Annotated in this window: 21 protein-coding genes; 12 read left to right on the top strand and 9 right to left on the bottom strand. The window is 73.2% G+C overall.

Annotated features, from left to right (window positions below):
* Positions 1 to 29 precede the first annotated feature (29 nt).
* Entirely contained in the window at positions 30 to 6,218 is a 6,189-nt protein-coding gene (locus LG634_RS37710) for a DNRLRE domain-containing protein (protein ID WP_308072241.1), read from the bottom strand.
* Positions 6,219 to 6,541: 323 nt separating this feature from the next.
* On the bottom strand, positions 6,542 to 6,943 hold the full coding sequence (locus LG634_RS02990) for a RidA family protein (protein ID WP_226731991.1): 402 nt from the start codon (positions 6,941 to 6,943) through the stop codon (positions 6,542 to 6,544).
* Between the two features lie 134 nt (positions 6,944 to 7,077).
* Here LG634_RS02990 and LG634_RS02985 point away from each other — a divergent pair, with 134 nt between their 5' ends.
* On the top strand, positions 7,078 to 8,067 hold the full coding sequence (locus LG634_RS02985) for a helix-turn-helix transcriptional regulator (RefSeq protein WP_226731990.1): 990 nt from the start codon (positions 7,078 to 7,080) through the stop codon (positions 8,065 to 8,067).
* Positions 8,068 to 8,073: 6 nt separating this feature from the next.
* Here the strand turns inward: LG634_RS02985 and LG634_RS02980 are convergent, their stop codons facing one another.
* Together LG634_RS02980 and LG634_RS02975 are read right to left on the bottom strand one after the other, a co-directional pair.
* Complete coding sequence (locus LG634_RS02980; protein ID WP_226731989.1) at positions 8,074 to 9,270, bottom strand: MalY/PatB family protein; 1,197 nt, start codon at positions 9,268 to 9,270, stop codon at positions 8,074 to 8,076.
* Positions 9,271 to 9,414: 144 nt separating this feature from the next.
* Complete coding sequence (locus LG634_RS02975; protein WP_226731988.1) at positions 9,415 to 9,960, bottom strand: GNAT family N-acetyltransferase; 546 nt, start codon at positions 9,958 to 9,960, stop codon at positions 9,415 to 9,417.
* Positions 9,961 to 10,202: 242 nt separating this feature from the next.
* Here LG634_RS02975 and LG634_RS02970 point away from each other — a divergent pair, with 242 nt between their 5' ends.
* From LG634_RS02970 to LG634_RS02960, 3 genes are all read left to right on the top strand, one after another.
* Complete coding sequence (locus LG634_RS02970) at positions 10,203 to 11,177, top strand: hypothetical protein (protein ID WP_226731987.1); 975 nt, start codon at positions 10,203 to 10,205, stop codon at positions 11,175 to 11,177.
* 97 nt (positions 11,178 to 11,274) lie between these two features.
* On the top strand, positions 11,275 to 13,221 hold the full coding sequence (locus LG634_RS02965; protein ID WP_226731986.1) for an HSP90 family protein: 1,947 nt from the start codon (positions 11,275 to 11,277) through the stop codon (positions 13,219 to 13,221).
* 2 nt (positions 13,222 to 13,223) lie between these two features.
* Positions 13,224 to 16,256, top strand: coding sequence for a hypothetical protein (locus LG634_RS02960; protein ID WP_226731985.1), 3,033 nt, complete (start codon positions 13,224 to 13,226; stop codon positions 16,254 to 16,256).
* 611 nt (positions 16,257 to 16,867) lie between these two features.
* On the opposite strand, the gene LG634_RS02955 is transcribed toward LG634_RS02960, so the two are convergent.
* The gene (locus LG634_RS02955) at positions 16,868 to 17,539 is read right to left on the bottom strand and encodes a lysophospholipid acyltransferase family protein (protein WP_226731984.1); all 672 of its coding nucleotides are present in this window, start codon (positions 17,537 to 17,539) and stop codon (positions 16,868 to 16,870) included.
* A gap of 191 nt (positions 17,540 to 17,730) precedes the next feature.
* Between LG634_RS02955 and LG634_RS02950 the strand changes: the two genes are divergently transcribed.
* From LG634_RS02950 to LG634_RS02940, 3 genes are all read left to right on the top strand, one after another.
* Positions 17,731 to 18,072 (top strand): hypothetical protein, encoded by a 342-nt coding sequence (locus tag LG634_RS02950; RefSeq protein ID WP_226731983.1) that lies wholly within the window; start codon positions 17,731 to 17,733, stop codon positions 18,070 to 18,072.
* A gap of 100 nt (positions 18,073 to 18,172) precedes the next feature.
* Positions 18,173 to 18,838: a GOLPH3/VPS74 family protein gene (locus tag LG634_RS02945; RefSeq protein WP_226731982.1), complete on the top strand. Its 666-nt coding sequence runs from the start codon at positions 18,173 to 18,175 to the stop codon at positions 18,836 to 18,838.
* A 162-nt stretch (positions 18,839 to 19,000) separates the two neighbouring features.
* On the top strand, positions 19,001 to 19,213 hold the full coding sequence (locus LG634_RS02940; protein ID WP_226731981.1) for a hypothetical protein: 213 nt from the start codon (positions 19,001 to 19,003) through the stop codon (positions 19,211 to 19,213).
* Here the strand turns inward: LG634_RS02940 and LG634_RS02935 are convergent.
* Together LG634_RS02935 and LG634_RS02930 are read right to left on the bottom strand one after the other, a co-directional pair.
* Positions 19,210 to 20,127, bottom strand: a complete 918-nt coding sequence (locus LG634_RS02935) for a GNAT family N-acetyltransferase (protein ID WP_226731980.1) — start codon at positions 20,125 to 20,127, stop codon at positions 19,210 to 19,212. The genes LG634_RS02940 and LG634_RS02935 overlap by 4 nt on opposite strands.
* Before the next feature lie 277 nt (positions 20,128 to 20,404).
* Positions 20,405 to 20,764, bottom strand: a complete 360-nt coding sequence (locus tag LG634_RS02930; RefSeq protein WP_226731979.1) for a hypothetical protein — start codon at positions 20,762 to 20,764, stop codon at positions 20,405 to 20,407.
* Between the two features lie 277 nt (positions 20,765 to 21,041).
* On the opposite strand from LG634_RS02930, the gene LG634_RS02925 reads away from it, so the two are divergent.
* Complete coding sequence (locus tag LG634_RS02925; RefSeq protein WP_226731978.1) at positions 21,042 to 21,506, top strand: hypothetical protein; 465 nt, start codon at positions 21,042 to 21,044, stop codon at positions 21,504 to 21,506.
* Positions 21,507 to 21,533: 27 nt separating this feature from the next.
* Positions 21,534 to 22,178 carry a CatB-related O-acetyltransferase gene (locus LG634_RS02920; protein WP_226731977.1) on the top strand — a complete coding sequence of 215 codons (645 nt, stop codon included), beginning with the start codon at positions 21,534 to 21,536 and terminating at the stop codon, positions 22,176 to 22,178.
* A gap of 33 nt (positions 22,179 to 22,211) precedes the next feature.
* Here the strand turns inward: LG634_RS02920 and LG634_RS02915 are convergent, their stop codons facing one another.
* Positions 22,212 to 22,793, bottom strand: a complete 582-nt coding sequence (locus LG634_RS02915; protein WP_226731976.1) for a hypothetical protein — start codon at positions 22,791 to 22,793, stop codon at positions 22,212 to 22,214.
* A 324-nt stretch (positions 22,794 to 23,117) separates the two neighbouring features.
* Here LG634_RS02915 and LG634_RS02910 point away from each other — a divergent pair, with 324 nt between their 5' ends.
* The 3 genes from LG634_RS02910 to LG634_RS02900 all read left to right on the top strand — a co-directional run bounded on the left by LG634_RS02910 (position 23,118) and on the right by LG634_RS02900 (position 24,935).
* Positions 23,118 to 23,594 (top strand): DUF8548 family protein, encoded by a 477-nt coding sequence (locus tag LG634_RS02910; protein ID WP_226731975.1) that lies wholly within the window; start codon positions 23,118 to 23,120, stop codon positions 23,592 to 23,594.
* A 146-nt stretch (positions 23,595 to 23,740) separates the two neighbouring features.
* Complete coding sequence (locus LG634_RS02905; RefSeq protein WP_226731974.1) at positions 23,741 to 24,250, top strand: nuclear transport factor 2 family protein; 510 nt, start codon at positions 23,741 to 23,743, stop codon at positions 24,248 to 24,250.
* 52 nt (positions 24,251 to 24,302) lie between these two features.
* A complete protein-coding gene (locus LG634_RS02900; protein WP_226731973.1) occupies positions 24,303 to 24,935 on the top strand; it encodes a class I SAM-dependent methyltransferase in 633 nt (210 codons plus the stop codon).
* A gap of 4 nt (positions 24,936 to 24,939) precedes the next feature.
* Here the strand turns inward: LG634_RS02900 and LG634_RS02895 are convergent, their stop codons facing one another.
* A complete protein-coding gene (locus LG634_RS02895; protein WP_226731972.1) occupies positions 24,940 to 25,974 on the bottom strand; it encodes a questin oxidase family protein in 1,035 nt (344 codons plus the stop codon).
* Between the last annotated feature and the right edge of the window lie 20 nt (positions 25,975 to 25,994).

The following is a 25,994-nucleotide window of genomic DNA, read 5'->3' as shown; positions in this document are numbered from 1 at the left end:
CGCTCCGGCAACCGGTGCTGTAGCCGGTCCTAGAACTTGTCGCGGACCACCCGCTTCAGGTTCGCGCCCAGCTTGTCCCAGTACTTCCGGCCGGCCTTCTCGTTGCAGGTCCGGTTGCAGATGGCCGCGAGACCGCCCAGCTTGCCGCGGACCTCCAGCTTCATGCGGCCCTTCGACTTGTAGAGGTCGAAGCCGATCCAGCCGCCCGGCCAGTCCGGGTGCCCGAAGCGGGCGCCGAGCTGGAGGTAGCTCTTGCCGATGCTGTTGACCTTCAGCGGGAAGTACATCTCGATGCCCCACATCACCGGCCACAGCGTGAACTTCTGGCCCTCGTGCGTGATCTTGTTGGGGCGTCCGGGGATCGGGAAGACCGCCTTGAAGTGGTTCTTCCAGTACGTGAACACCTGCTTGTCGGACGCGCCGGTCCGGCCCAGGTCGTAGTACACGTAGTAGCTGGCGGTGCCGCTGATGTCGCGGCAGCCCACCGGGTCGCCGTTGCAGTACGCGTACGCGTTGGTGGCGCCGCCGTACTGCGGGTCCGACTGGAGGAACCGGCCGGTGCCCGGCTCGTAGGCGCGGACGCCGGTCAGCACCAGGCCGCTCAGGCTCTCGCTGGAGACCTGGGCGCCGCCCTGCCAGCCGTAGCGGGTGGCCCCGGTGCCGTCGACGGGCACGCCGTACTCGTCGTAGCGCTGCACGGTGGAGGCGCCCGGGTTCGCCAGGTCGAGGCGGACCGAGACGTCGCCGCGCAGGTTGGAGAGCTGGAGCTCCACGCCGGTGCCGTTGGTGACGGCGCCGAGCGAGCCGACGATGTCGTTGACGAAGCGGGTGACGGTGCCGTCGCTGTGCTTGGCCCAGTCGGGGCTGTTCGACTCGTCGCCGTAGTGCTGGGTGACGGTGCCGGTCGTCGACCAGGTGCCGTCGGCCGCGCGGGACTGGGTGGTGGCGACGGCCATGCGGCCGACGCCGTCGAGGTCCCAGGTGCGGCGCCGGTCGCCGACCGTCTCGGTGCGCAGCACGTCGCCGGTGAAGTACTCCAGCGTCGCGGTGCCGTTGGCCGTGGTGCGGCCGAAGGCGTCGTACGTGCGGCCGGCGTCGACCAGGCGGTCGGCGCTGTCGTAGGCGTACGAGGTGTTCGCCGTGGTCGCGTCCGCGGTGCCCGGGTCGCAGTCGTCGGTGGTGACCGACTTCGAGGTCCGGTTGCGGTTGGCGTCGAAGCCGTAGCCGCGGGCGGTGCAGCCCGCGACGGTCGTGTCGACGACCTGCGTCAGGCGGTCGGTGGCGTCGTAGCGGTAGTCGCTGGACACCGTGGTGCCGGCGGTCTCGGTCCGGCCGACCTGCTGGCCGCTGATCCGGAACTCGGCCACGTCCGCGAGGACAGTGGCGCCGCTCGCGTCGGTGTACTCGCGGGCGGTCACCCGGCCCACCGGGTCGGTGGTGACCTTCAGCTTGTGGCCGCCCGGCAGGGTCTGCGAGGCGAGCCGGCCGTCGGCGGTGTACGCGGCGGTGAAGGTGCCCGCGACCGAGTCGGTCAGCGAGCCCAGGTCGCCTTCGGCGGTGTAGCCGTAGGTGGTGGTGGCCGAGGTGGAGTCGGACGTCTTCACCGGACGGTCGAGCAGGTCGTACTCGGTCGTCGTGGTGTTGCCGGAGCCGTCCTTGTACGAGACCAGGCGGCCCAGCGTGTCGTACGCGTAGGTCACCGTCTGCCCGCCCGAGGACTGGGTGAGCGTGCGGCCGGTGTCACCGTCGAAGGTGAACGTGGTGTCGGGGGTGGCGGTGCCCACGCCACCGGTGACCGAGGACTTCACGCGGCGGCCGGCGTCGTCGTAGGTGACGGTGCTGGTGCGGGTGACGCCGCCCACGGTCTTGGCGGTGGTGGTGACGCCGCCCCAGCGGTTGTACTGGTACACGGTGACCGGCAGTTCGGCCGGGTTGGAGCCGCCGCCGGTGATGGCGCCGGCCGGGGCCGTCCTGCACAGCTTGCCGGCCCACTCGGGACGTCCGGCGCACGCGCCGGTGCCGCCCGCGGTGTAGTACGTGTACGTCAGGGTGCCCGCGTCGCTGCCGTTGGAGGCGGCGAGGCTGGTGGTCTCCAGCTTGCCGTCCGCGCGGTAGGTGGAGCGGGTCGCGCCGAGCTGGGTGCCCTGCGGGTCCTTGTTCGCAATCTCCTCGCCGGTCGCCCAGTTGTACGTGGTGACCGTGGTGCGGACGTCGGCGTCCTGGGCGTAGCCCTCGATCGCCGCGCCGGTGGCGGAGGAGGTGACCTGGCCGGACACGGCGGCGCCGGCGGGCCGGCCCTCGTCGTGCTTGTAGGCGGTGTGCGACCGGGCGGCGACCTGGGCGCCCGCGGGCAGCTCCGGGTTGGCGCCGGACGCGGCGACCGTGCTGCCCAGGGTGACCAGGTGCAGCGGGCCGTAGGCGTGCGTCATGCGCTGGCCGTCCGCCGAGTAGACGGAGGTGGTGGCCAGGCGCTCGGCGCGCTCTGCGGTGCTCAGGCCGGTCAGGCCGAGTGCGGCGAGCTTGCCCGCGGCGTCCGGGCCGGTGCCCAGGGCGAGTTCGCGGTTGGCGGCGCCGAGGGTGCTGACGGTGTTGCCGTACGCGTCGAACTCGGTGGTGGTGAGACCGCCGCCGGGGGTGGCGGTGTTGGTCTCGCGGCCGTTGGCGTCGACGTACGTGACGGTGGCCCGCGCGTACGCGGCGGCGTCGAGGTCGGCGCCGGTGGCGGAGGCGGGCACGGAGTCGGCGGGGAAGACCGCCGTGGCGTCGGCCGGGACCTCGTTCTGCGCCCAGCCGGCGACCGCGGTGGCGCCCATCTGGAGCGGGGCCTTGGTGCCGGTCAGCGGGACGTCGTAGACGACGCTGGTGGTGGCGGTGCCCTCGGTGGTGTCCGTCGTGCCCTGCTTGAGGGCGGCGCGGGTGACCTTGAGGAGCATGCCCTCACCGGCGGTGAGGGAGGAGCCGGCCTTGCCGTAGTGGAAGTTCATCGGCTGGTCGGCGCCCGACATCAGCCAGAAGACCCGGTTGCCGGCGTCGTAGGAGTACTGGACCTGGGTGCCCTGCGAGTAGTGGGGGTTCCACTGCTGGCGCAGCCGGCCCGCCTTGTCGTAGCGGTAGACCGAGAGGGCCTCGTCACGGGCGGCGGACGCACCGGGGTCGGTGGCCCACAGCTTGATCTCCTTGACCTGGCCGGCGAAGTCGCCGAAGTCGGCCGCGGTGGACCAGCCGGTGGCGGTGGTGGTGGTCGCGTAGACGAACTCCACCACCCGGCAGCCCTTGGTGGCCGGGGTGGCCTGGCAGGTCGCTGCCGGGACCGCCTCGGTGGGCGAGATCAGGTACTTGGGCCGGGCGACGGTCTCGGTGCCCTGGGTGACCGTCTCGGAGACGACGGTGACCGTCGAGTCGTCGGCGGCCGCGGCCGAGGTGGCCATGGTCCAGGTGGTGGCGCCGGCGCCGGCCTTCGCGAAGACGGTGACGGTGGCGTCGGTGTCCTTCAGGGTGAAGGTGCTGCCGGTGAGCGAACCGGTCAGGGTCAGCGTGCCGGCGCCCGCCTCGGGCTGCCAGCCGCCGCCGGCCGTGGCCGTGAACGCGGTCGAGTCGCCGCCGGCGGTGAGGATCTCCACCGAGGTCGGCGAGGTCTGGCGCAGCTGGGTGTAGCCGCTGCCGGAGGTCTCGGCGCTGACGGAGGAGACCCAGCCGGGGCCGAAGATGGCCGCCTGGCCCTCGGAGTCGGCCGGGTTGGCGCGCGAGGACGCGGTGCGGTTGACGGAGACCTCGAAGGCCTGGACGTCCTTGGCGCCGAGCTTGTAGTCGCCGGTCAGCAGGTTCAGGGAACCGGGGCCGACCTGCGCGGTGGGCGCCTCGCCCGCGTTGCGGTCGACGACGACCGCGGCCTCGGGGGAGGCGTCGCTGAGGGTGCCGTCGGTGAAGAGGGCGCGGACGTCGACGGCGCCGTCGTTGGCGAGCGTGTCGGTGACGTTCCACCACAGCGAGGCGGGCTTGCCGCCGGTGACCGGGACCGGCCAGGCCATCAGGGCGGAGCCGTCGGAGCTGCGGCGGACGTCCGGGGCCGGCACGTCCTTCCAGGCGTCGGCCTCACCGTGGCGGTACTGGTAGCGCACGCCGGTGTAGGTGCTCATGCCCTCGGCCATCAGCACCATGCGGCGCGCGGGCCGGTCGCCCTCGGCGGGCGAGACCAGGGCGGCGCCCTTGCCCGCGGAGAACGCGTACGTGACGTCGGCGGACACGTTGCCGGCGGCGTCGCGGGTGTGGGCGGTGACGGTGTGCGGGCCGGCCTTGAAGGTGAGGGTCCGCGTGACGGCGGCGCCGGTGGTGGCGACGGTCGTCCAGGCGCCGGAGTCCAGCTTGTACTGGATGTCCTTCACGTCGCTGGTGGGCGGGGTGAAGGTGAACGAGCCGGAGAAGTCGCCGTTGGCGTTGGCCGTGCCGGACCACTGGCCGGCCGGGAAGTCGCCCGAGCCGACGGCGGTGGTGGCGGGCTTGGCGGTGTCGACCGTGAAGGTCTGCCAGGCGGACCAGGTGCCGTTCCACGTCTTGCCGTCGTGGACGGCGGCCCGCCACTTGTAGCTGCCGGGGGCGAGCGCGGTGGTGGGGGTCCACGGGGCGGCCACGCCGGAGGCGGTGAACGCGGACTTGCCGGTCTGCAGGGCGGTGGTCCCGGTCGGGGTCCAGATCTCGTAGGTGAGCTGGACCGTGTTGCCGTCCGGGTCGGTCGCCTTGCCGGTGAGCGTCGGCGTCGTGTCGTTGCCGGCGGTTCCGGACAGCGGCGAGACCGGGGTGGCCGGGCCGGGCTTGGTGTTGTAGTCGACCGTCAGCGAGGGCTCGTACGTGGCGTTGTGGGAGCCGTCGGTCTGGTTCGCCGAGTGGTAGCGGCGCCAGGTGAGCACGTCGGTCTCGTCCACGGCGGCGATGCGCACGCCGTGGTTGGGCTGGCCGTCGGCCCAGGCCTGGACGATGGCGTCGACGTCCCACGAGACGTGGCCGGCGGGGCAGGTGGAGTTGTAGCCCTTGGCCGCGGTGGAGGTGACGGCGCCGGTCGCGGTCGTGGCGGGCTGGTTGGCCCAGGTGATCGCGGACGGGTCCCAGGCGGCGGTGATGCGGCGCACCTGGTTGCCGGAGTTCGTGGTGGAGCACGTCGAGGAGTAGTACGAGTACAGGCGCAGGTCCGTGTCGAGGATCTGCTTGCCCTTGTACTTGTCGACGTTGAACTGGAGGAAGGAACGGGCCTTCTCGGCTCCGTTGTACGTGCCGGCCTTCAGTTCGGTCGAGCCGCGCTGGCTCGTGAGGTAGTCGTCGTACTGGATCCAGGTGTCGGTCACCGGCCCCATGAGGGAGTCGGTGGGGTCGATCGTCACCGGGTACGTCAGCTTGGGGTCGCCGAGGAACGCCATGCTGGGCTTGAGGACGAGGACCTGGCCCTTGCCGTCCTTGCCCGCCTCGACCTCGACCTCGACGGGCGCGATGTGCGCGGCGTCGCCGGAGGCGCGGTCGTAGGAGGAGTCCCACATGACGGGGGCGGGGGCGGTGGCCTTCGCCTTGTTTGCGGAATCGTTCCAGCGGAGGCGCTTGTCGGCGGTCTCGGTCAGCTTGAGGCCGGTGGCCTCGACCGGAATCCGGTACTCGACGGGCTTGGTGGGGGCCTCGTGGAGGACGACGGAGTGGCTGAAGCCCTCCTTGAGCGCGGTGACCACCAGGTCGCCGCCGCCCGCGACGGCGTTCTCGTACGTCGCGGTGGAGCCCTTGAGCTTCGGCGCGGGCAGCCTGCCCTGCCAGCCGATGCCGAGGGAGTGCTTGCCGCGGCCGACGGACACGAGGCCCTCGCCGGAGCCGCCGTCGGAGAGTTCGACGTCGGCGGCGGCGTTCTTCGGGCGGATCGCGTCGCCGGCGTCGACGAGGGTGGTGTCGACCGGACGCCAGGTGCCCTTGGCGTCCTTGACGCGGATCGGGCCGGTGAACGTCTGCACCGACGTGGTGCCGTCGGGACGGGCGTAGGTGGTGGTCGAGTCGGTGCGCTCGTCCAGGATCTCGATGCTGCGCTGCTGCAGCCGGGCCAGCAGGTGCGCGGTCGCGGCGTCCTTCGCCTCGGCGGGGCCCTGGGCGGGCTTGGCGGAAGGGGCGGCGGCGACAGGGGGCGAAGCGGCTGCGGCCTGGGCGATCAGGCCGGTGTTGGCGGCCACCGCGAGGGCGGCGATGCCGGCCACCGTGCGGATCCGCCAGGGGGAGCGGGATCCCGGGCTACCGGAACTCCCCGCTCCTTCAACCGGTATGGAGAAAAGGTTCACTATGCGCTTTCTCAAGTATGAGCAAAAACGGAACGGATCTTCTCATTTCTTGCCGAGGGCAACAATCGACAAAGCGCCCTGAGTAGCGCAGCTCACAGACAGGTCGTCACGAAACGCCCGAAACGGCGTCAGGCGGTGGCGGGCACCGCGAACCGCCCGGGGCTCCGGCCGCCGTTCGCACGGCGGACGAGGGGTCCGTCCGCGCGGCGGACGGCGGCCGGAGCCCCGGGCATCGGTGCGGTTCAGGGGCGGGCGGCGACGGCTTCGACCTCGAACAGCATGTCGGGGGTGGCCAGGCTCGCGACCCCGACGAGGGTCTGAGTGGGCGGCTTCGCACCCCAGCACTCCTGCAGGGCGGCGGCGAGCGGACCGAGCTTGGCCGGCTCGTGCCCCACCACGTACGTCCTCAGCCGGACGACGTGGCTCAGGTCGAGCCCGTGGGCGGCGAGGGCGACGCCGACGTTGTGGAACGCCTGCTTCACCTGCTGGGTGAAATCGGGCGAGACGACCGCGCCGTCCGGGCCGGAACCGTACTGACCGGCGATCAGCACCAGTTCCGCACCGGCGGGGACGGCGGCGGTGTGGCTGTAGCCGAAGGGGGTCGGGTCGTGCAGGCCGTCCGGGTTGACGAGGACGTGGGCCATGGCGGCCACCTTTCATGCATGCGAAATGTCGTGTGTGTGCGGCTTTTCGGCCGAGCAGGTCAAGCCTCGCAACGAATCACGACATCCTGTGTCGTGTATTTCCGCGACTTCTCGAACTTCCTGAGGGGCTTCCCATGCGCGCCGACCGGCTGGTCTCGCTGGTGCTGCTGCTCCGGCAGCACGGACGGCTGTCCGCCGCCGCGCTCGCGCGCGAGCTGGAGGTGTCCACGCGCACCGTGCTGCGCGACATCGAGGCGCTGTCCGCGGCCGGGGTCCCGGTGTACGCGGAACGCGGGCGGCACGGCGGTTTCGCCCTGCTGCCCGGGTTCCAGACCGAGCTGACGGGACTCAACCACGACGAGGCGCTCGCCCTGCTGGTCGCCGGATCGCGGCGCGGCGCGCAGGCGTTCGGCCTCGGCTCGGCGCTCGCGTCGGCCATGCTCAAGGTGGTCGACGCACTGCCCGAGAGCTACCGGGCGACCGCGGCCGACGCGGCCGAGCGGCTGCTCGTCGACCCCGAGACCGACTTCCTCGCGCGCCGGCTGGTCACGGACGACGTACCCGACGCAGTGCTCACGGAGGTCCGCGGCGCGGTGCTCGCCGGCCGGAAGCTGCGCATCCACTACGCGGCGGTGGACCAGGCCCCGCAGTGGCGCACGGTCGACCCGATCGGCCTCGTCACCGTACGGGAGCAGGGCTACCTGCTGGCCACCCGCGCCGGCACGGACCGTACGTACCGCCTGTCCCGCATCCGGGCCGCGCAATCCCTGGCGGAACCGGCCGAGCGGCCGGACCGCGTCGACCTGGACCGCCTCTGGCAGGACCGCAGCGCCCGCTTCCGCACCGGCGGCGAACAGGTCACCGTCCGCCTCCGCCTCCTGGACCCCGGCCGCCGCCCCGACCTCGCCGCAACCGCCCTCACCCTCCACGAGGACCCTGCCTTCCCCCGCCACCTGACAGCGACCTTCCAGGACCGCCGCCACGCCGAATGGTCCCTCTGGCAGCTGTCCACAAGCGCCGAAGTCCTCTCCCCCGACTGGCTGCGCACCACCCTGCACACCCGCGCCACCACGATGGCGGACCGCTACGGGGGACCTGCGGAAGCCGGGGGTGACGCCGGGTGAGGCGGGCTACTCCGCGGCAGCAGCGGCCGAAACCGCCGTGGCCATGCGGTGGACGGCCTCGGTGAGGAGGGTGCGGGTGGTGGCCAGGTTGAGGCGGGCGTGGCCGGTGCCACCCGTACCGAAGGCGGGGCCGGAGTTGAGGGCGACCCGGCCGTGCGCGAGGAAGACGGCGGCCGGGTCGTCGCCCAGGGGCAGGGCCCGGCAGTCCAGCCAGGCGAGGTACGTGCCCTCGCCGGGGCGGTAGCGGACCGCGGGCAGGTGCTCGGCCAGCAGGTCGGCGAGGAGCCGCCGGTTGGCGGCCAGGCCCTCGATCAGGGCGTCCAGCCAGGGCGTGCCCTCGCGCAGCGCCGCGGTGTGGGCGAGTACGCCGACATGGCTGGGCGATTCCCGGACGAAGGCGGGGATGCGCGCGAGGTCGCCGGCCGCGGCGGGGCCGGCGAGGGCGACGGCCGCCTTCAGCCCGGCGAGGTTCCAGCCCTTCGACGCCGACAGCACCGCGAAGCCGTTCTCCGCACCCGGCACGCTCAGGTAGGGCGTGAACACCGCCTCCGGCATCACCAGCGGCGCATGGATCTCGTCGGCCACGACCCGTACCCCGTGGCGGGCGGCGAGGGCGGCCACGGCGGCGAGTTCGGCGGCGGTGTGGACCGTCCCGGTGGGGTTGTGCGGGCTGCACAGCAGGTACACCGGCCGCGGCCCCCGCGCGGCGGCCCGCCCGAACGCCTCCTCCAGCGCGGCGAAGTCGATCCGGTGGTCGGCGCCCAGCGGGGCCTCCACGACGGTCCGCCCGGTGTGCCGCACGAAGGCGTAGAAGGGCGGATAGACCGGGCAGTTGACGACCACGGCGTCAGCAGGCGAGGAGACCGCGTGGAGGACCTCGACGATGCCCTGCATCACGTCGGGCACCATCGTGGTGCGCTCCACGCACACGCCGTCCCAGCCCCACCGCGTGGCGGCGAACTCCGCGAGCGCCTCGGCGTACGCGGTGCCGGCCGGGTATCCGGTGTCCCCGCGGCTCATCGCCTCCGTGACGGCACGGACCACCGGCTCGGCCGGCAGGACGTCCATCTCCGCGACGAACAGCGGGAGTACGTCGCCGGGGTGGGTGCGCCACTTCTCGCTGGTCCGCTGCCGGAGCCGTCCGAGGGAAAGCCCCTCCAGGGGATTGGTCACGCCGGGAGAACTGCTGCTCATGCCGCTCATGCGGCCCAGGCTAATCAGGAGCGGCCGTGGTGGCCCGGGATTTCGGGCGCAGCCGCCCCACCCCGGCCGCGGCTGCGCCGGCGGGGCCCGCCGTGGTGGGCGGCTGCGGGGCCGGCCGTGGTGGGGGGCTGGGGGGCCGGTGGGTCAGGGGCGGTCGAAGCCCCAGGTCTGGAGGACGAAGGGGCGGCCCTTCTCGGCGCCGTGGATCGGCGGTACGTCGAGCAGACGGAAGCCCGCCCTGGTCGCGACCGAGACGCTGGCGGTGTTCTCGGCCTCCACTTCCAGCACCACCTGCTGCACGCCCCACTCCTCGAACGCGTAGGCCGCCATCACCTTCACCGCCCGCGCCGCCAGGCCCTGTCCACGGTTCGCGGGCCCGATCGCGTACCCGATCTCGATGGCCTCGGGGGAACGCCGCAGCATCACCTCGCCGAGCGCCTCGCCGCCGTCGACCGTGACGGCGAGGAGGATCGTCTTGCCCTCCGCCCGCAGCCGGCGGGCCGTGTCCAGGCGGGTCCGGGCGGCCTCGTCGTCGAAGGGGGAGACGATCGGCGTCCAGTATGCGATGTCGGGATGGTCGAAGATCGCCGGCATCCCGGCCAGGTCCTCCTCCCGCCAGTCACGCAGGACGAGCCCTTCGCCCTCGAGCTCGATCCGCTCGGGCAACGACGACGTGGTGGTGCTGCTCATACTCGGGAACCTCCATGGCGGGTGCGCAACGAGGCAGGCTAACCGCGGGCGGGCAGCGGGGCATCCCGTTTTCCGGACCTCGGTTCGGGACGACCGGGCCCACACGTAATGCCGGAAGCATCCCGAAACGCCCCTGGCCTGCACAAACGAGTGTGCGAATGTCGGACGCGCGTGATACTCACTATCCCCACGGGGGGCGGACCGACGGCTTCCCCGTGTGGACACGGCAAGGGGTGGGGGACATGGCGTTGCTCCGTGACATGGGGCGCACGCTGGGACGGCTGACGGGACGACCCGTCGCCTACTTGGACAAGGATTCCGGCGACGCGGAGCTCCCGCGCATCCGCGCCGCAGCCGCCGCGGCGGACTGGGCGACGGTCCGCGCGATGCTCGACGCGAGCACCGAGGACGGCAACCGAACGGCCCTGCTGTGGGCGGTCGCGGACATCGCCGGCGTCGAGCAGTGGGTCGCCGGGGCCATCGCGGCGGAGCCGGACTCGGCCGTGCTCCGCCTGATCGGCGGGTTCCGGCAGATCTGCTGGGGCTGGGAGGCCCGTACCGGCGCCCTGGCCAAGCACGTCTCGCGCGAGCAGTTCCAGACGTTCCACGAACGCCTCCGGACCGGCGAGCAGTGGCTGTACGAAGCCGCCGAGCTGGAACCGACATGGTCGGACCCCTGGTACGGCCTCCAGACCACCGGTCGCGGCCTCCAGGTCGGCCAGGAGATCGCCCGCCGCCGCTTCGAGGCGACCGTGCGCCGCTCCCCGCAGCACGTGGGCGCGCACGACCAGCAGCTCCAGCAGGTCTGCGAGAAGTGGGGCGGCTCCCACGAGGAGATGCACGCCTTCGCCCGCGCGTCCGTGTTCGGCGCCCCGGCCGGCACCCGGCTCGGCGGGCTGGTCCCGGACGCGCACATCGAGCAGTGGCTGCGGCTGGATTCGGGTGAGGACGCCGCGTACATGCGCCGCCCGGAGGTACGCGAGTCGCTGCACGCCGCGGCCGACCACTCGTACCGCCACCCGGACTGCGTGCCCGGCCGCTCGTGGATCGGGATGCTGAACGCCTTCGCCATGGCCTTCTCCCTGGCCGGGGACCGGGCCGCCGCCCGCGAGTGCTTCGAGGCGACGGAGGGCCGCGTCACGGAGTCCCCGTGGAACTACCTGGACAACGACTCCGTCGCCGCCTACCGCAAGCACCGCTCGGCCGCCGGCCGCTGAGCCGCGCGCACCCGCGCCCTCGCACCCGCCCCCCTCGCACCCACCCCGCCCCCGCCCGACCGGCGCGGGCGTTCGCCACGCCGAAGGACTGCCGCCGGTGACGTCACCCCAGAACCCCGAGAGCACGCACACCTTCCAGGTCGACCTCCGCGGACTCGTCGACCTGCTCTCCCACCACCTGTACTCCAGCCCCCGCGTCTACCTGCGCGAGCTGCTGCAGAACGCCGTCGACGCGATCACCGCACGCCAGGCCGTCCAGCCGGGTGCGCCCGGCGCGATCACGGTCCGCACCGGTGAGACCCTGACCGTCACGGACACCGGCATCGGCCTGACCGAGGCCGACGTGCACCAGTTCCTCGCCACCATCGGCCGCAGCTCCAAGCGGACCGCGGACGGCGCCCTGGACGGCGCCGGGCTGGACGCCGCCCGCGGCGACTTCATCGGCCAGTTCGGCATCGGCCTGCTCGCCTGCTTCGTCGTCGCCGACGAGATCACCGTGCTCAGCCGGTCCGCCGCAGACCCGGCCGCGCCCGCCGTCGAATGGCGCGGCCACTCTGACGGCCGCTACAGCATCCATACGCTGCCCGCGTCCGCCGTGCCCGAGCCCGGCACCACCGTCCGGCTCACCCCGCGCGCCGACAACGCCGAGTGGACCGCCCCCGACCGCGTCACCGGGCTGGCCCGGCACTACGGCGGCCTGCTGCGCCACCCGGTCACCGTCGTCGGCCCGCGCGGCGACGGCGAACTCGTGACCGCCGCGCCGCCGTGGGAGCTGGAGCACCGCTCGCCGCTGGCCCGCCGCGAGGCGCTCACCGCGTACTGCCGGGACCTGTTCGACTTCACCCCGCTCGGCACCATCGAGCTCGACCTGCCGGCCGCCGGGCTGCGCGGTGTCGCGTACGTGCTGCCGACCGCGGTCAGCCCCGCCCAGCGCGCCGGTCACCGCGTCCACCTCAAGGGCATGCTGCTCACCGACCGCGCGCCCGAACTCCTGCCGGACTGGGCGTTCTTCGTCCGCTGCGTCGTCGACACCACCAGCCTGCGCCCCACCGCCTCCCGCGAGGCGCTGTACGAGGACGGCACCCTGTCGGCCGTGCGCGACGCGCTGGGCGACCGGATCCGGGACTGGCTGACGGGTCTGGCGGCCAGCGACCCGGCGCTCCTGCACCGGTTCATCGGCATCCACCACCTGGCCGTCAAGGCGCTCGCCCGGTACGACGACGAGCTGCTGCGGATCGTGCTGCCGTGGCTGCCGTTCGAGACCACGGACGGCAACGTCACGCTGGAGGAGTTCGTCCGCACGCACCGCACGGTGCTGGTCACCCGCAGCGTGGAGGAGTTCCGGCAGGTCTCCCCCATCGCGTCGGCCGCCGGCCTGGGCGTCGTCAACGGCGGGTACACATACGACCGGGACCTCGTGCACCGGCTGCCCGAGGTCCGCCCGGGCACCACCGTCACCGATCTCGACCCGGCGACCGTCACCGCCCACCTCGACGCCGTCGACCCGACCGCCGAACTCCGCGCGGCCGCGTTCCTCGCCGTCGCCCGGGAGACCATCGGCGCCCACGACTGCGACGTCGTCCTGCGTGACTTCCAGCCCGTCACCGCCCCGGCGCTGCTGCTCGACAACCGCGAGGCCCGCCACGAGCGGACCCGGGCCGGGCTGGCCACCGACGGCGACGGCCTGTGGGCCGACATCCTCGGCTCGCTGCGCCAGGAGACCGCACCGGCGCAGCTCGTCCTCAACCACCTCAACCCGCTGGTCCGCCAGGCGCTCACGGTCACCGAACGCGGGCTGGCGGTCACCACCGCCGAAGCGCTGTACGGGCAGGCCCTGCTGCTCAGCCGCCGCCCGCTGCGGGCGAGCGAGAGCGCGCTGCTCAACCGGGCCTTCATGGGTCTGCTCACCCACGCCATGCACCACAGCGGGACGCCGGGGAGCGGTGGTTCGGGCCCCGGGGGCACCGGCCCTGACATCACCGGCCCTGACATCACCGGCCCTGACATCACCGGCCCCGGCTCCGAGCCCCGGAAGGAACTGTAGAAATGCTGGACACCCCCGAGGCCGTGTTCGAGGCGCTCCGCGAGAACAACGAGCGGCCGCACGGCCTGCCGCGCACCGTGACCGCCGAAGAACTCGCCGAGGCCGCCGAGCCGTTCGAACAGCCGGACGTCCTGGTGACCGCCCTGCTTGAGCTGATGTCGGCGTACGAGTTCACCGGCGAGCACCGCAAGGCGCCGGTCGTCTTCGCCCGGCTGCTGAAGCTGTGGGAGGACTCCCCCGGCGCGTTCAGCGAGTGGGAGGCGCACCAGGTCTTCTGGCGCTTCAAGTGGGTCACCACCTCCCTGCTCCAGGTCCCCGAGGTGCCGCTGGCCACCGTCAACGCCTGGGTCGACCGGATGGCCGCCCGCTACCGCGAGGCCGGCCACGCCCTCCAGCCGGTCGCCGCGATGCGCCACCACGTCGCCGCTCACATCGGCGCGGGCACCGAGCACACGTACGACCTGTGGGCCACCCGCCCGCGCACCGACCTCAGCGACTGCGAGGCCTGCGAGGTACGGCAGTTCGCCTGGCACCACGTGACCGCCGGCGACGACGACGCGGCCCTCGACATCTGGCACCCGGTCCTCGACGGCGACTCGTCGTGCAGCGAGGAGCCGCAGATGAGCCAGGCCCGCGCGTTGCTCCCGCTGCTGCGCACCGGCCGTACGGACGAGGCCCGTTCGCACCACCTCACCGGCTACCGGCGGGTCCGCGGCAACACCGGCATGCTCCACGAGGCCGGTCTGCACCTGGAGTTCTGCGCGCTGTCCCGCAACGAGGGCCGCGGTCTGGAGATCCTCGCCGAGAACCGGCCCCTGTTCGAGGCGACCGGTGCCCCGCTCGACCGGCTGGGCTTCCTGACGGGCGTGGAGCTGCTGCTGGCCCGGATCGTCGCGGACGGTCACGGCGAGGCGGCCGTCGCCGGTCCGCTCGGCCGCAGCTGGACCGCAGCCGGGCTCCTCGCCCACGTACGGGCCGAGGCCGAGCCGCTCGCCGCGTCCTTCGACGCCCGCAACGGCACGACGGCCGTCGGGGACCGCCGCAGGGCCCGGCTGGCGCAGCAGCCGCTGCTCGCCGAGCCGCTGCCGCTCGGGCTCCAGAGCACGCTCGTACGTTCCGGACCGGCGCAGCCGGGGGCGCTGGCGGCGACCGCCGTGGCACCGGCCGCGGCGGTGACCGTGCCCGAGGACTTCGTGGAGCTGGTGCGCGAGGCCCGCCGGCTCGCCGAAGCCCGGCACCCAGGCGACTCCCGGCTGTGGCAGCGCATCGGCGAACGCCTGGCAAACGGCACCGCCGCCCACGACGTCCGGCTCGGCCCCGCCGAGCTGCTCCGGGCCGAACTGGCCGAGGAGCGCGCCTTCGTGCTCGCCCGGGAAGACGGCCGGAACGAGGAGATCCTCGCCGAGCTGGAGCAGGCGGCCGAGCTGTACGACGGGCTGGGCCGGTGCTGGGACGCCCTGTCGGCACGGACCCGCGGGTTCGCACTGACGACCAACGGCCTCGGGAGCGGGCACGCCGAAGGGGCGGAAGCCGACGGGCCCGCGGACGTGGCCGAGGTCCGGGCCCTGATCGAGAAGACCATGGGGCTCACCGCCCGCCTGCTGGACGAGGCCCCGCCGACCGAGGGGGCCACCCCGGAGGAGGCGGCCGCCTCCGGCGCCGAGACCGCCGCGGACCGCGTCACCGGCTACCTCGGCGTGCTGCACTCGTGCGCGTACGCCGCCTACCACGCCGTGCACCGGCAGTGGGCGGAGGCCGGACCGGAGCGGGGCGCCCTGAGCGCGTGGTTCGAGGAGGTCAACGGCCGCCTGCGGACCGAGGCGGAACGCTTCGGCCGGGCCCACCACGTGGCCAACGCCCGGCAGTTCGGGTCCGACGTGGCCGGCGCCCTGGGCGACCTCGACACCGCCGAGGCCGCGCTCCGGGCGGCCATCGCGGACGTCACCGCCGCCGAGATGCCCTGGCGCACCCCGCGCCCGCGCGCCCGTCTCGCCCAGCTCCTGCTCTCCAAGGGCGAGTTCGCCGAAGCCTCGGACCTCCTCCACCAGGCGCTCGCCGAGGCCGTCCGCCACGACGACACGGACTTCCCGGTGGCATCGACGTACGCGCTGCTGGGCCACGCGGCGTCCCACCTCGGCGACAGCAACGGCGCGGTCCGGCACTTCGCGGAGGGCGCCGCCCGGCACGACCGGGAGGGCGCCTTCGTCGAGGCCACCGAACTGCGCCTCCAGCTGACCGAGGTGCTGGCGGGCAGCGGCCGGCAGGCCGACGCGGTCGCCGTCCTGGAGTCCGTCGTCTCCGCCGACGAGGCCTGCCGTCCGGAGCACGAGCGGATGATGGCCCAGGTCCGGCTGATGCTGGCCCGCGGCCTGCGCGATCTGGACGAACACCTGCCCGCCGCCGAGGAGTTGCTGCGCCTCGCGGACATCGTCGCGGGCTGGAAGGAGGAGGACGGCAAGACCCGTACCCTGGTGGCCTCCGAGGCCGCCGTGGCCCTCGCCGCGGCGGACCGCTGGGACGCCGCCGGCACCGCGTACGAGCGCGCCGTCGCCTCGCACGCCGAGGCGCCGCATCCGGCCCATGTCACCGAGATGATGGCGGAGTTCGCCCGCCTGACGATGGCCGCCCGCGGCGCCGACGGCCTCGACACCGCCCTCGGGCACCTCGCGCAGGCCGACGCGGTGATCGCGGCCGTACCGGAGGACGAGCCCTTCGTCCGCTGGCACGAGACCGGCGCCGTGGCATACCGCCGCGCGCGGGTCCTGGCGGAGGCGGAACGCTTCTCCGACGCGCTGGTCGCGGCCGAGGCCGCCGTCACCTCGTACGAGGAGGGCGGCGAGCCCGGCGAGCTGCCGCGCGCCGAGGCGGTGCGCTTCGCCGCGCTCGTCGAAGGCAACGGCCTCGGCCGCTACGACGACGCGATGGCCCGCCTCGCCACCGCCGCCGACCGCTGCCGCACCGGCGGCCACCCGGACGCCTCCCGCATCCTGGAGTCCCTCCGCGACAGCTACCGCACGAACCGCCCGTCAAGCTGACAGGGCCAAGCCGACACGGTTTCCCGGCCCCTGCGCACGGCGCGGGGGCCGGACCCCGTACGGGCCCTGCCCCGGGCAGAGCCCCGATCTCTGAGCCCCGCCAACCCGCGAGGCGCGGGACCCGGACAGAGCCCGAAATCCAGCCCCGCCGGCGCTTGAAGCGCGGGGCCCGGGGCAGAGCCCCAATCCTTGCGCCCCGCCAACCCACGAGGCACGGAACCCGGACAGAGCCCGAAATCCAGCCCCGCCGGCGCTTGAAGCGCGGGGCCCGGGGCAGAGCCCCAATCCTTGCGCCCCGCCAACCCGCGAGGCACGGAACCCGGACAGAGCCCGAAATCCAGCCCCGCCGGCGCTTGAGACGCGGGGTCCGGGGCAGAGCCCCGATCCTTGCGCCCCGCCAACCCGCGAGGCACGGAACCCGGACAGAGCCCGAAATCCAGCCCCGCCGGCGCTTGAGACGCGGGGTCCGGGGCAGAGCCCCGATCCTTGCGCCCCGCCGACCCACGAGGCACGGAACCCGGACAGAGCCCGAAATCCAGCCCCGCCGGCGCTTGAGACGCGGGGTCCGGGGCAGAGCCCCGATCCTTGCGCCCCGCCGACCCCCGGCCCCATCACCCCGCAAACGCGGCCGGCTCGTCGAGCCGCGCGGCCGCCGTCCGCCACGCGCGGGTCACCGCCGTGCGTGCCCGCTCCGTACGCTCCCGGTGGTCAGCGCCGCTCAACCGCACCGGTGCACCGACATGGACGTGCAGGTCCGGACGACGCAGAGGCGCGGTCGCCACCCCCGCGAGCTGCTTGGCGACGTTCCCCGAGGTGATCCGCCGCGCCCCGGCCTGCCCGACCGGCACCACCGGCGCCCCAGTACGCTCGGCCAGCCGCGCCAGCCCGCTCCGGAACGCCTCGGGAGCGGCCTCCGCGACGTCCTCGCGGCGCGGCAGCCCACCCTCGGCGTAGATGAGCACGAGCCGGCCCCGCCCCAGCGCCTCCGCCGCGGAGTCGAGCGCGGCCGAGGCCCGCCGGTCCCCCCGGAACACCGGGATGTGCCCGCCGCGCGCCAGCGCCCGCCCGAGCACCGGCACCCGCCACAGCCCTGCCGCAGCCATCACCACCGGCTCCGCTCCCAGCCGCCGCAGCGCGGCCAGCACGATGGCGGGATCGGCGAGCGAGGTGTGGTTCGCGGCGATGATGCTCCCCGGCACGAACGCCGTGTCCGCATCGGTGTCGGTGCTCACCGACAGCCGCCCGAACACGGGCAGCAACCTGTCCGCAACAGCACTCAGCATGACGTTTCTCCCCCGCCTCCGACGATCTCCACCCCATCGTCTTCGGCCCCCGCCCCCCACCACCTGAGTCCCCGTACTCACTCCGCCTGGGGCCTTTCCCCCGGATCACCCGTGCCGGTGACACCCACGCCGGGGCAGCACCGGACATCGCGGGCCGCTCTCCGGGCGGCACCAGGCCCTAGGCTGACCGGGTGAACGAGACCCAACCGCCGCTCCTGGCCGACGTGTACCCCGCGCTGGTCGCCTACCTGGATGCGGCGCTGGTCGCCGAAGGCGAGCCCACCCTGGCGGCGGCTCTGCCGCGGGTGCGCTTCCACGGCTGGTGCGGCTGCAGCCCCACGTGTACGTACCTGCGGACCGCTCCCGCGGACCGCGCCGACAACGTCTGGGTCCACCTCGACGACGAGGAAGCGCCTCGCGTGTGGCTGCAACTCGACCGGGACCACACGTCGGTCGCCGGGATGGAGGTGTGCGAGTTCGCCCTGGGTCCGGCCCCGGCACTCGATCCCCACCGCCCTGCCGGCATGGCCTGACGTCCGGACAATCACCCCTCCCAGCTGGAACTTCTCCCGTTCATCCCGCGTCTGACCGGATGAAAGACGATCAGGGGAACGCACGGGGGAACGAACCACCATGACCATCACGCTCGCCGAAGAGATCATGCTGCTGTCGCTGGACGACGAGACCGGGTCGGCGAAGCGGCGCCAGGCCGCCGGATGGGCGGTGTCGGGCGCGATCCTGCTCGAACTGTTGCTCGCCGGACGCCTCTCCATCACCGGCAACCACTTCACCATCACGGACCCCACCCCGACGGGGAACGCCCTCCTCGACGGCCGGCTGGCAACGATCGGCCAGTGGATGCGCGGCCGGGACCGGCGCCGGGTGGCGGAGTGGCTGGTGAAGGACCAGCCCAAGGCCGTCTCCGCGGCCATCGAGAGCCTGTGCGAGCGCGGCGTGGTCGCGGAGCAGACCACGAAGGCCCTCGGCCTGTTCCCGATCCGCCGCTACCCGGAGGCCGACGGCACGCCAGAGCGCGAACTCCGCGCCCGCCTGCACGCCGTGGTCCTGAACGGTGCCGTCCCCGACACCCGCACCACCGGCCTCATCGCCATCCTCCACGCCACCAAGCTCCACCGCCTGGCGTTCCCCCACACCGAGACCGACCACGTCACCGTCCGCATGCAGGAGATCGCCACCACCCACTCCGCCACCACCGCCCCCCTCCAGTCCGCCATCCGCGACATGCGGGCCGCCATCCTCGCCGCCAACGTGATCACCCTGGCGGCAGTGGTCAGCTAGCGCCCAACTTCCACGAAAGGGCGGACGCGGGCGCCGGGCAGGCGTGGATCACGGCGGAGCTTCCGGGGACGGCGGACGGCGGACCGCTCCCTATGATGATCAAACTGGCGAACACGGGTACTCACCTGGGCCGTTGACGGCGAAACGCTCGGGGGAGCAGACATGACCACGCAGGGGAACGACACACCGTCCGGCAGGCGCATCGGACGTCGGACCCCGGCGACGTGGGCGGCGCTCACCGCCCTCTGCTGGCCCACCACCGGATGCGGCCTCTTCGATTCCGCCAACGCGACCATGGGCGTCGCCTGGGACACCCCCTGCCGAGCCCGCCCGCCCGGTACGACGCGCGGCCGGGCTCGGCCCGCCCGGACCTAGGACGCGGGGGCCGCCGGGCCCGCGGGGTCTGCCGGGTGGAAGTTGATGCGTTCTCGGACGACGGGGAAGCCGGCCTTGGCGAAGTTCGCGGCCATCGGGACGTTGGTCCGGTCCGTCGCCGCGCCGATGAACTCCGCGCCCTGCTCCACGAGGACGTGGGTGCACTCCGCGAGGAGGTCGTGGGCGTAGCCGCGACCGCGCTGTTCCGGGACGACTCCGATGAAGCCCACGGTCGGGCCGGAGGGGTTGTGCGCCGGGATGTGGATGCCGGCGAGGTCGCCCTCCGGGGTGTGCGCGGTCTGCCACCACTCCCGCGGGGAGGGGCACCAGTGGAAGAAGTCGAGTTCCTCCTGGGCGGCCCGGTCGAGGCCGCCCTCCTCGATGGCCCGGAGCGCGTGCGCGTCCAGGGTGGCGGAGTGGATGCGGCGCAACGCGTCGAAGAACACGGCGTCGTCGGGCTCCGCGCCGAAGCGCAGCCGGCCGGGCCGCTCGGGCAGGCCCTGTTCCGGGGTCCAGCGGTAGATGAGGCGCTCCACCAGGAGTTCGTACCCTGCGGCTCGTGCGGCGGCGAACCGCGCTTCGGCGGCGGCGCGCAGACCGGCCTCCTCCCGCCAGCCGCCGGGCAGGTTGATTTCCAGTTCGACCTGCCAGGGTGCGGAGCGCAGGAGCGCGGCCCCGGCTTCCTCCTCGCCCTCGGCCACGTCGAACCAGTTGATGTTGACGGGCTGCGCGTCGTCGGGGCCACCCCACCACGCACCGCGCGCGACGACCTGGCCGTCGCGCAGGGCGACGCGCTTCCAGTCGGGGCGGAACCGGGTGAGCCGATGGGCGTCACGGGCACCCAGGGGGTCGGGCATTGCGTCGAAAAGATGGGCGTCGCTCGCGGAGAGCGCGCGGATGACCGTATCGGTCATGGATTCCTCCGGGATACAGGCTGCTTGGAGCGCTCCCGGTCGGATCAGTACGGACGAACCACGCCGGGACAGCAGAAGAGGGAGCGCTGGAAAGGTGTGAACTGCACGGCACTCGCCTCCTTCCGTTCGTCTCCGGGCGCGAACCCACACCGTACGTGCTCTTCCCCGAGACCGTCCACCGGTTTCCGGCCCGGAATGCGCGATCAACGACGAGGGGTCGGCCACCGCAACTTCACCGAGGACGCCGGACCACCGACCTCGTGCGCAGCGGCCTCCGCTACACCCGCTCCTGGTACACCCTGATCCCGGCCGCCTTCCGGCCGCGGATCGCCGACCAGGCCGCCCGTCCAGTCAGCCCCCTGGCCCACTCGTCGAGGTCGCTTCCAGCGCCGTGGAAGAACCACGAGTCGAAGCTCCCCAAAGCCGCCAGGGCGGGCGCGGGGTCGTAGCGCAGCTCGCAATGGACCTGCACGTAATGGTCGTGGCCGCCGGCACCGTCCGTGACCTCGAACTGTCGCGTGAGGTCCAGCGTGAACGTCGGCGGGCCGTCGAAGGCGTAGGTCCCGTACTGGAACAGGAGGCCATCGGCGTCGGGGGCGTCCGGTACACGGAACCTCCGCCGGCCGATGTGTGTCACACGCGGAGCACACGGAGCACACGGAAACCCGGTCGCCTGCCGGGGTGCAGGGCTGCGAGGGTGGGCGGCATGGATTGCGAACCGGGTGCCGAAGTCGTTCGTCACCGTGACGCGGGTGGGTCGCTGGCCCGGTTCACGGCCCGGATCATGGTCGTGTGCCCGCGGTGCGGCGGTCGCGCGCTCGGCGTCGCCCGCCCCACGACGGCCATGTCCGCGGCGGCCCGTACGAGCCTCCGTCATGAGGGCCGATCCCGCGGCGACGGCCTACGCTTTGGGCATGACCAGCGAATCCGTACCGGTGGATGTCCGTCTCTCGGCCGTCGACGGGCTGCTCGGCCGGCCGTTTCCGGAGCGGGACGGGTGGCCGGGGGCCGATGGGTGGTGGGGTGGGCCGGGGTATCTGCTGGCCGTGTTGTGGGAGAGCAGGGACTTCTGGGAGGACCGGAGCGAAGAGGTCACCGAGGCGGTCGAGCGGGAGGTCGAGCGGGAACTTCGCGTGCTGGTGGAGCGGCTGACGTCCCGGTGGGGCGCTCCGGAGGCGGTCGAGCTGGATGCGTACGCTGAGTACGACGGCCCGGGGGACGGGCCGCTCCCCTTCCTGTCCGGCGTCGCCGGGAGCATGGAGGTCTGGCAGCCGCCGGGTTCCGGTCGGTGGCTGGCGCTTGCCGTCGGTCAGGCCGACCCGGAGTTCCCGGTGCAGCTCCTGGCCGCCGTAGGCGTCGTTGCCGCACCCCGGCGCTGATCCGCCACCGACCGAAAGCGACCTGCCGTGAACCGTCTTCCCGCGGACCCGACCGTGCTCCACCCGATTCCCGGCCAGCCGCGAGTGGTCCTGCTCAAGCCGCTGGTGACCTCGCCGCTGATCGACGTCGGAGATTTCTCGTACTACGACGACCCCGACGACGCCACCGCGTTCGAGACACGCAACGTCCTCTACCACTACGGGCCGGAGCGGCTGGTCATCGGGAAGTTCTGTGCCTTGGGCACCGGGGTGCGGTTCATCATGAACGGTGCCAACCACCGGATGGACGGCCCGTCCACCTTCCCGTTCCCCATCATGGGGGGCTCCTGGGCCGAGCACTTCGACCTGATCACCGGCCTGCCCGGCAGGGGCGACACCGTCGTCGGCAACGACGTCTGGTTCGGCTACGGCGCCACGGTCATGCCCGGTGTCCGCATCGGGCACGGCGCGGTCATCGCCTCCGGGGCCGTCGTCACCGACGACGTCCCCGACTACGGCATCGTCGGCGGCAACCCGGCCCGCCTCATCCGCACCCGCTACGGCAGCGACGACGTCGCCCGTCTCCTCGCGCTCGCCTGGTGGGACTGGCCCACCGAGCACCTGACCGCGCACATCCGGACCGTCATGTCCGGCACCGTCGACGAACTCGAGGAGATCGCACCCCGGACCTGAGCCGGTCCTTCGCGGGCGTCGCCGGAGGCGGCACTACCGCCGGCAGCCGGCCAGCTCCTCCCTGTTCAGCGGGCCCGTCTTCTGGAAGAGGCGGTCCGGCAGGGTCAGGCCCGGGCCGTCGAACTCGGCCTTCCGGATCTGCACGCGGCCGGCGTCGTCGGTGATGGTGAAGGAGGCGGTGCCGGTTTCGCGGGCCTGCTGGACCTCGAACCAGGAGGCCTCGTTCGGCTGGATGGTCTCGGTGAGCGTACGGGTGGTCTCCTCGGACCAGGTGAAACGGGTGGGCCGGCGCACCCCGGCCGGGGTGCTGCCGCCCGTCAGCTCGGCCGCCCCGGGGCGCCTGACGGTGACGTCCCGCTGGTTGCGGACCGTCTCGCGCGTGCAGTTGACGGTGATGTCACCCACCTTCCGGGGCGGCGCGTAGAACGACCGGCTCTCGGCCACCTCCGCCGACACCGTGCAGGACCAGCTGCCCTTGCCGTCCCAGCACGTACCCCACACCCCGGTCCCGAGATCGGACGACCACACCGTCTGCTGACCCGCCGCCGGACCAGCGGGAACGAGTACCGACACCACCGAAGCCGCAGCCAGCGCCGCGGACGCAAAGAGCTTCATGGTCGAAGGTGATAGCAGCCCCCCTCCCCCGCCACACCCGCTCCCACCCCCCACCACCTGAACAGCCCAACACCCCTACACCCACGGTCCTGTCGCCCACTGCACACTCCTCCCAGGCGGCCGCGTGATCCGACCCGCCGATTTCCCGTTTCCGCTCAGATCATCGGACCGGAGCGCCATCATCGGTACATGACCGGACCCCGTCCCGCCCAGCGGCTCGCAGCCCATGTTCAGCGCCTCCTCGGTGACGGCCCGTTCCACCGCTCCGGTGGTTGGACCCACATGGGCGTCGTAATCTGCGACGCCAGCTTTCACGCGCGATGCATGTACGAGGCCACGCTCCGGCCGCGGCTGGAACGGCTTGCGCAGGCGTGGCCCGATGCCGCGACGGTCCGCGGTTTCAAGACACGGCTCGCCACGGAAGACCTCGCGCGGGCCATGGCCTTCAACGCTCCGCGGAAGGTGGCGACGGCCCACGCACTCACCGAACTGCTGACCGCCCACGGGGGCGACACGCACGCAGACCTCCGTGCATGGCTCGGCCGGCCGGCACACCGGGCGACTCTGCGCGCGGTGACCGGAGTGGGACCGAAGACCGTCGACTACCTCGGCAATCTCGTCGGCGGTTCGCAGGTCGCCATCGACGTGCATCTCCGTACGTTCGCAGCGGAGGCCGGGATCCCGGACCTTCCGTACGCAGAACTGCGCGGCGTGTACGAGGAAGCAGCAGTGCTGCTGGGGCACGAACCGGGCGGTCTGGATCACGCCGTGTGGCGGTACGTGTCGGGGGCCGCTCGGTAGCCGGCACGTCGAGGGAGTGAGCACCCGCGGACAGTCCCGGACAGTTGTCGGCCCCGCCAGGGGTGGGAAGTGGACACCTCCCGAGGTGAGTCTGTGGGCCGGGCCCGCACGGGCCGTACGCCCACACCACACCGGAGGAACCCGCCATGTCGTCGTCCCGCGCCCTGCCGCTGCTGCTCGCCGCCACCGCACTGTGCACCGCCACCGCCACCGCCACCGCCCACGCCGCCCAGGACGCGGGACACCGCCCGCCGAAGGTCGTCGCCGACTGGGCGCGCGCCTGGAACGGCAGCGACCCGCAGGCGCTCGGCGCGCTGTTCACCGCGGACGGCACGTACACGGACAAGGCGGTGGGCGTCACGTTCCGCGGGCGTGAGGAGATCGCCGGCTGGAAGGCCCGCGCCGACCGCCTGATCGCCGACGTCCGCGTGACCGTGCGCAGCACCCACCGCTCCGGTGGGCGCATCACCGTCCGGGCGGTCTACTCCGGCCATCTCAAGGGCGCACCCAAGCCGTTCGCCGTGCCGATGACCACCCTCCTCGACCTCGACGGCCGGCACCCGTGCCGCATCGCGGCGGACGAGGACCACTACGACCTCGGCGCCGTCCTCACCCAGTCCGGCCTCCCCGCCGACTGGACGCCGCCGTCCCCCTGACGTCGGCGCCGCCCGTACGGCCGTACTGCCGTACGGGTGCTAGTTTCGGCGCGTGATCGAGCACCAGGACGAGACCAGGCACGCCTACGACGGCGTGGTCGAGCTGTACGCGTCGTTGTTCGCGGACCGGCTGGAGACGCGGCCGTTCGCACGGGCCATGGTGCGCACCTTCGCCGAACTGGTCGTGGAGGGCGGGAACCTGCGGACCGCCGACGTCGGCTGCGGGCCCGGTCACCTCACCGCCATGCTGCACGAACTGGGCCTGGAGGCCTTCGGGTTGGACCTGTCCCCCGCAATGGTCGAGCATGCCCGGCGGGCCCATCCGGCGCTGCGTTTCGACGAGGCGCGGATGGAGGCGCTGCCGGTCGAGGACGGCGCGCTCGGCGGCATCCTGGCCCACTACTCGATGATCCACACCCCGCCCGCGGACCTGCCCGCCGTGCTCGCCGAGCAGGTCCGCGCGCTGGCCCCCGGCGGCCTGCTCCTCCTCTCGTTCTTCGGCACCGACGCGCACGCGGAGCCGGTCCGCTTTGACCACAAGGTGGCCCCCGCCTACTGCTGGCCGCCGGACCGCCTCGCCGACCTGCTGACCGCCGCCGGCCTGACCCCTTTCACCCGCCTCCTCCACGACCCGTCCTCCGAACGCGGCTACCTGGACGCCCACTTGATGGCCCGCCGTTCCTGAGCCGTCAGCCGGCCACCGGCGCACTCAGTTCAATCGCGCGCAGGACCGCGGCGAGGGCGGGCTCGTCGGACACGTCCAGGGCGGTGTCGGCGAGCTTGATGACGTGCTCGTCGCCGTGGGTCAGGGCGCGGCCGAAGACCTCGTCCGGGTCGAGCGCACCCGTGGGGTGGACCGAGAGGGGGTCGGCCGGGGCGTACATGGCCGTCACGGCTGCGGCGGCGGTCCAGGCGGCCTGCAGACTGGGTGCCCACAGGGCACGGGGCAGGGCGGGAAGGCAGCGAAAGACCGCGTTGGGGGCCGTGGCCGCGTGGACGAGCATGGTCTCCTCGCCGTGGCCGTGGGTGGCGTAGCGGTGGGTGGCGGCACGGACGAGTCCCGTCAACCGCTTTGCTGCGAGGTCTGGTTCGGTGGTGTCCGCCGCCCACACCGGCAGCCGTTCCACGGCGGCCAGGCGGGCCGGGAACCCGTCCGGTACGCCGTCCCGGATCCGCGGCACCCTGTCCAGCGCCCCGGCCGCCCCGGCCGCCCCGCCGGCGCCGCTGATCGGCACGATGCCGGTCACCGGCCGGTGCCGGGCGGCCCAATAGCCCAGCCCCTGCGCTAGTTCAGCGATCCTGGGTGCGGTCTCGCCGCCGTGCAGGAGGGCGCGTACGGCGTGCCCAACGCGGATCACCGGGTGGGTCGAGCCCCCGCACAAGCCGGGCAGCAGGCGCGGCCACCACTCCACCAGGACATCGCGCCACGGCCATTCGGCGACGGCACGCCTGAAGTGGTCGATCCAGTCGGCAAGTCGGCGCGGATCTCCCAGCGCCTCCCGCCAACCGGCTTCGGTGACGGGCTCGAAGCCGGGCGGGAACTCCTCCAGCTTCCCCTCGTAGCGGTCGAGCCAGCGGTGTACGGCATCGGAGCGACCGCGCGCGGCCAGTGCCTCGACCACCATCGGCGCGTGGTTGGTGAGCCTGCCGAGCCGTTCCGGGCCGGAGCGGTGCAGCCGCTCCAGTGCTTCGTCGTACGTGCCCTGCGCGTGGTCGGTATCCATGCGGATCAAGGTAGGGACGG

Origin of the sequence: Streptomyces bambusae (assembly GCF_020532645.1) — a bacterium.
GTDB classification, from domain to species: domain Bacteria; phylum Actinomycetota; class Actinomycetes; order Streptomycetales; family Streptomycetaceae; genus Streptomyces; species Streptomyces bambusae.
This window is presented reverse-complemented; position numbering and strand designations above follow the sequence as displayed.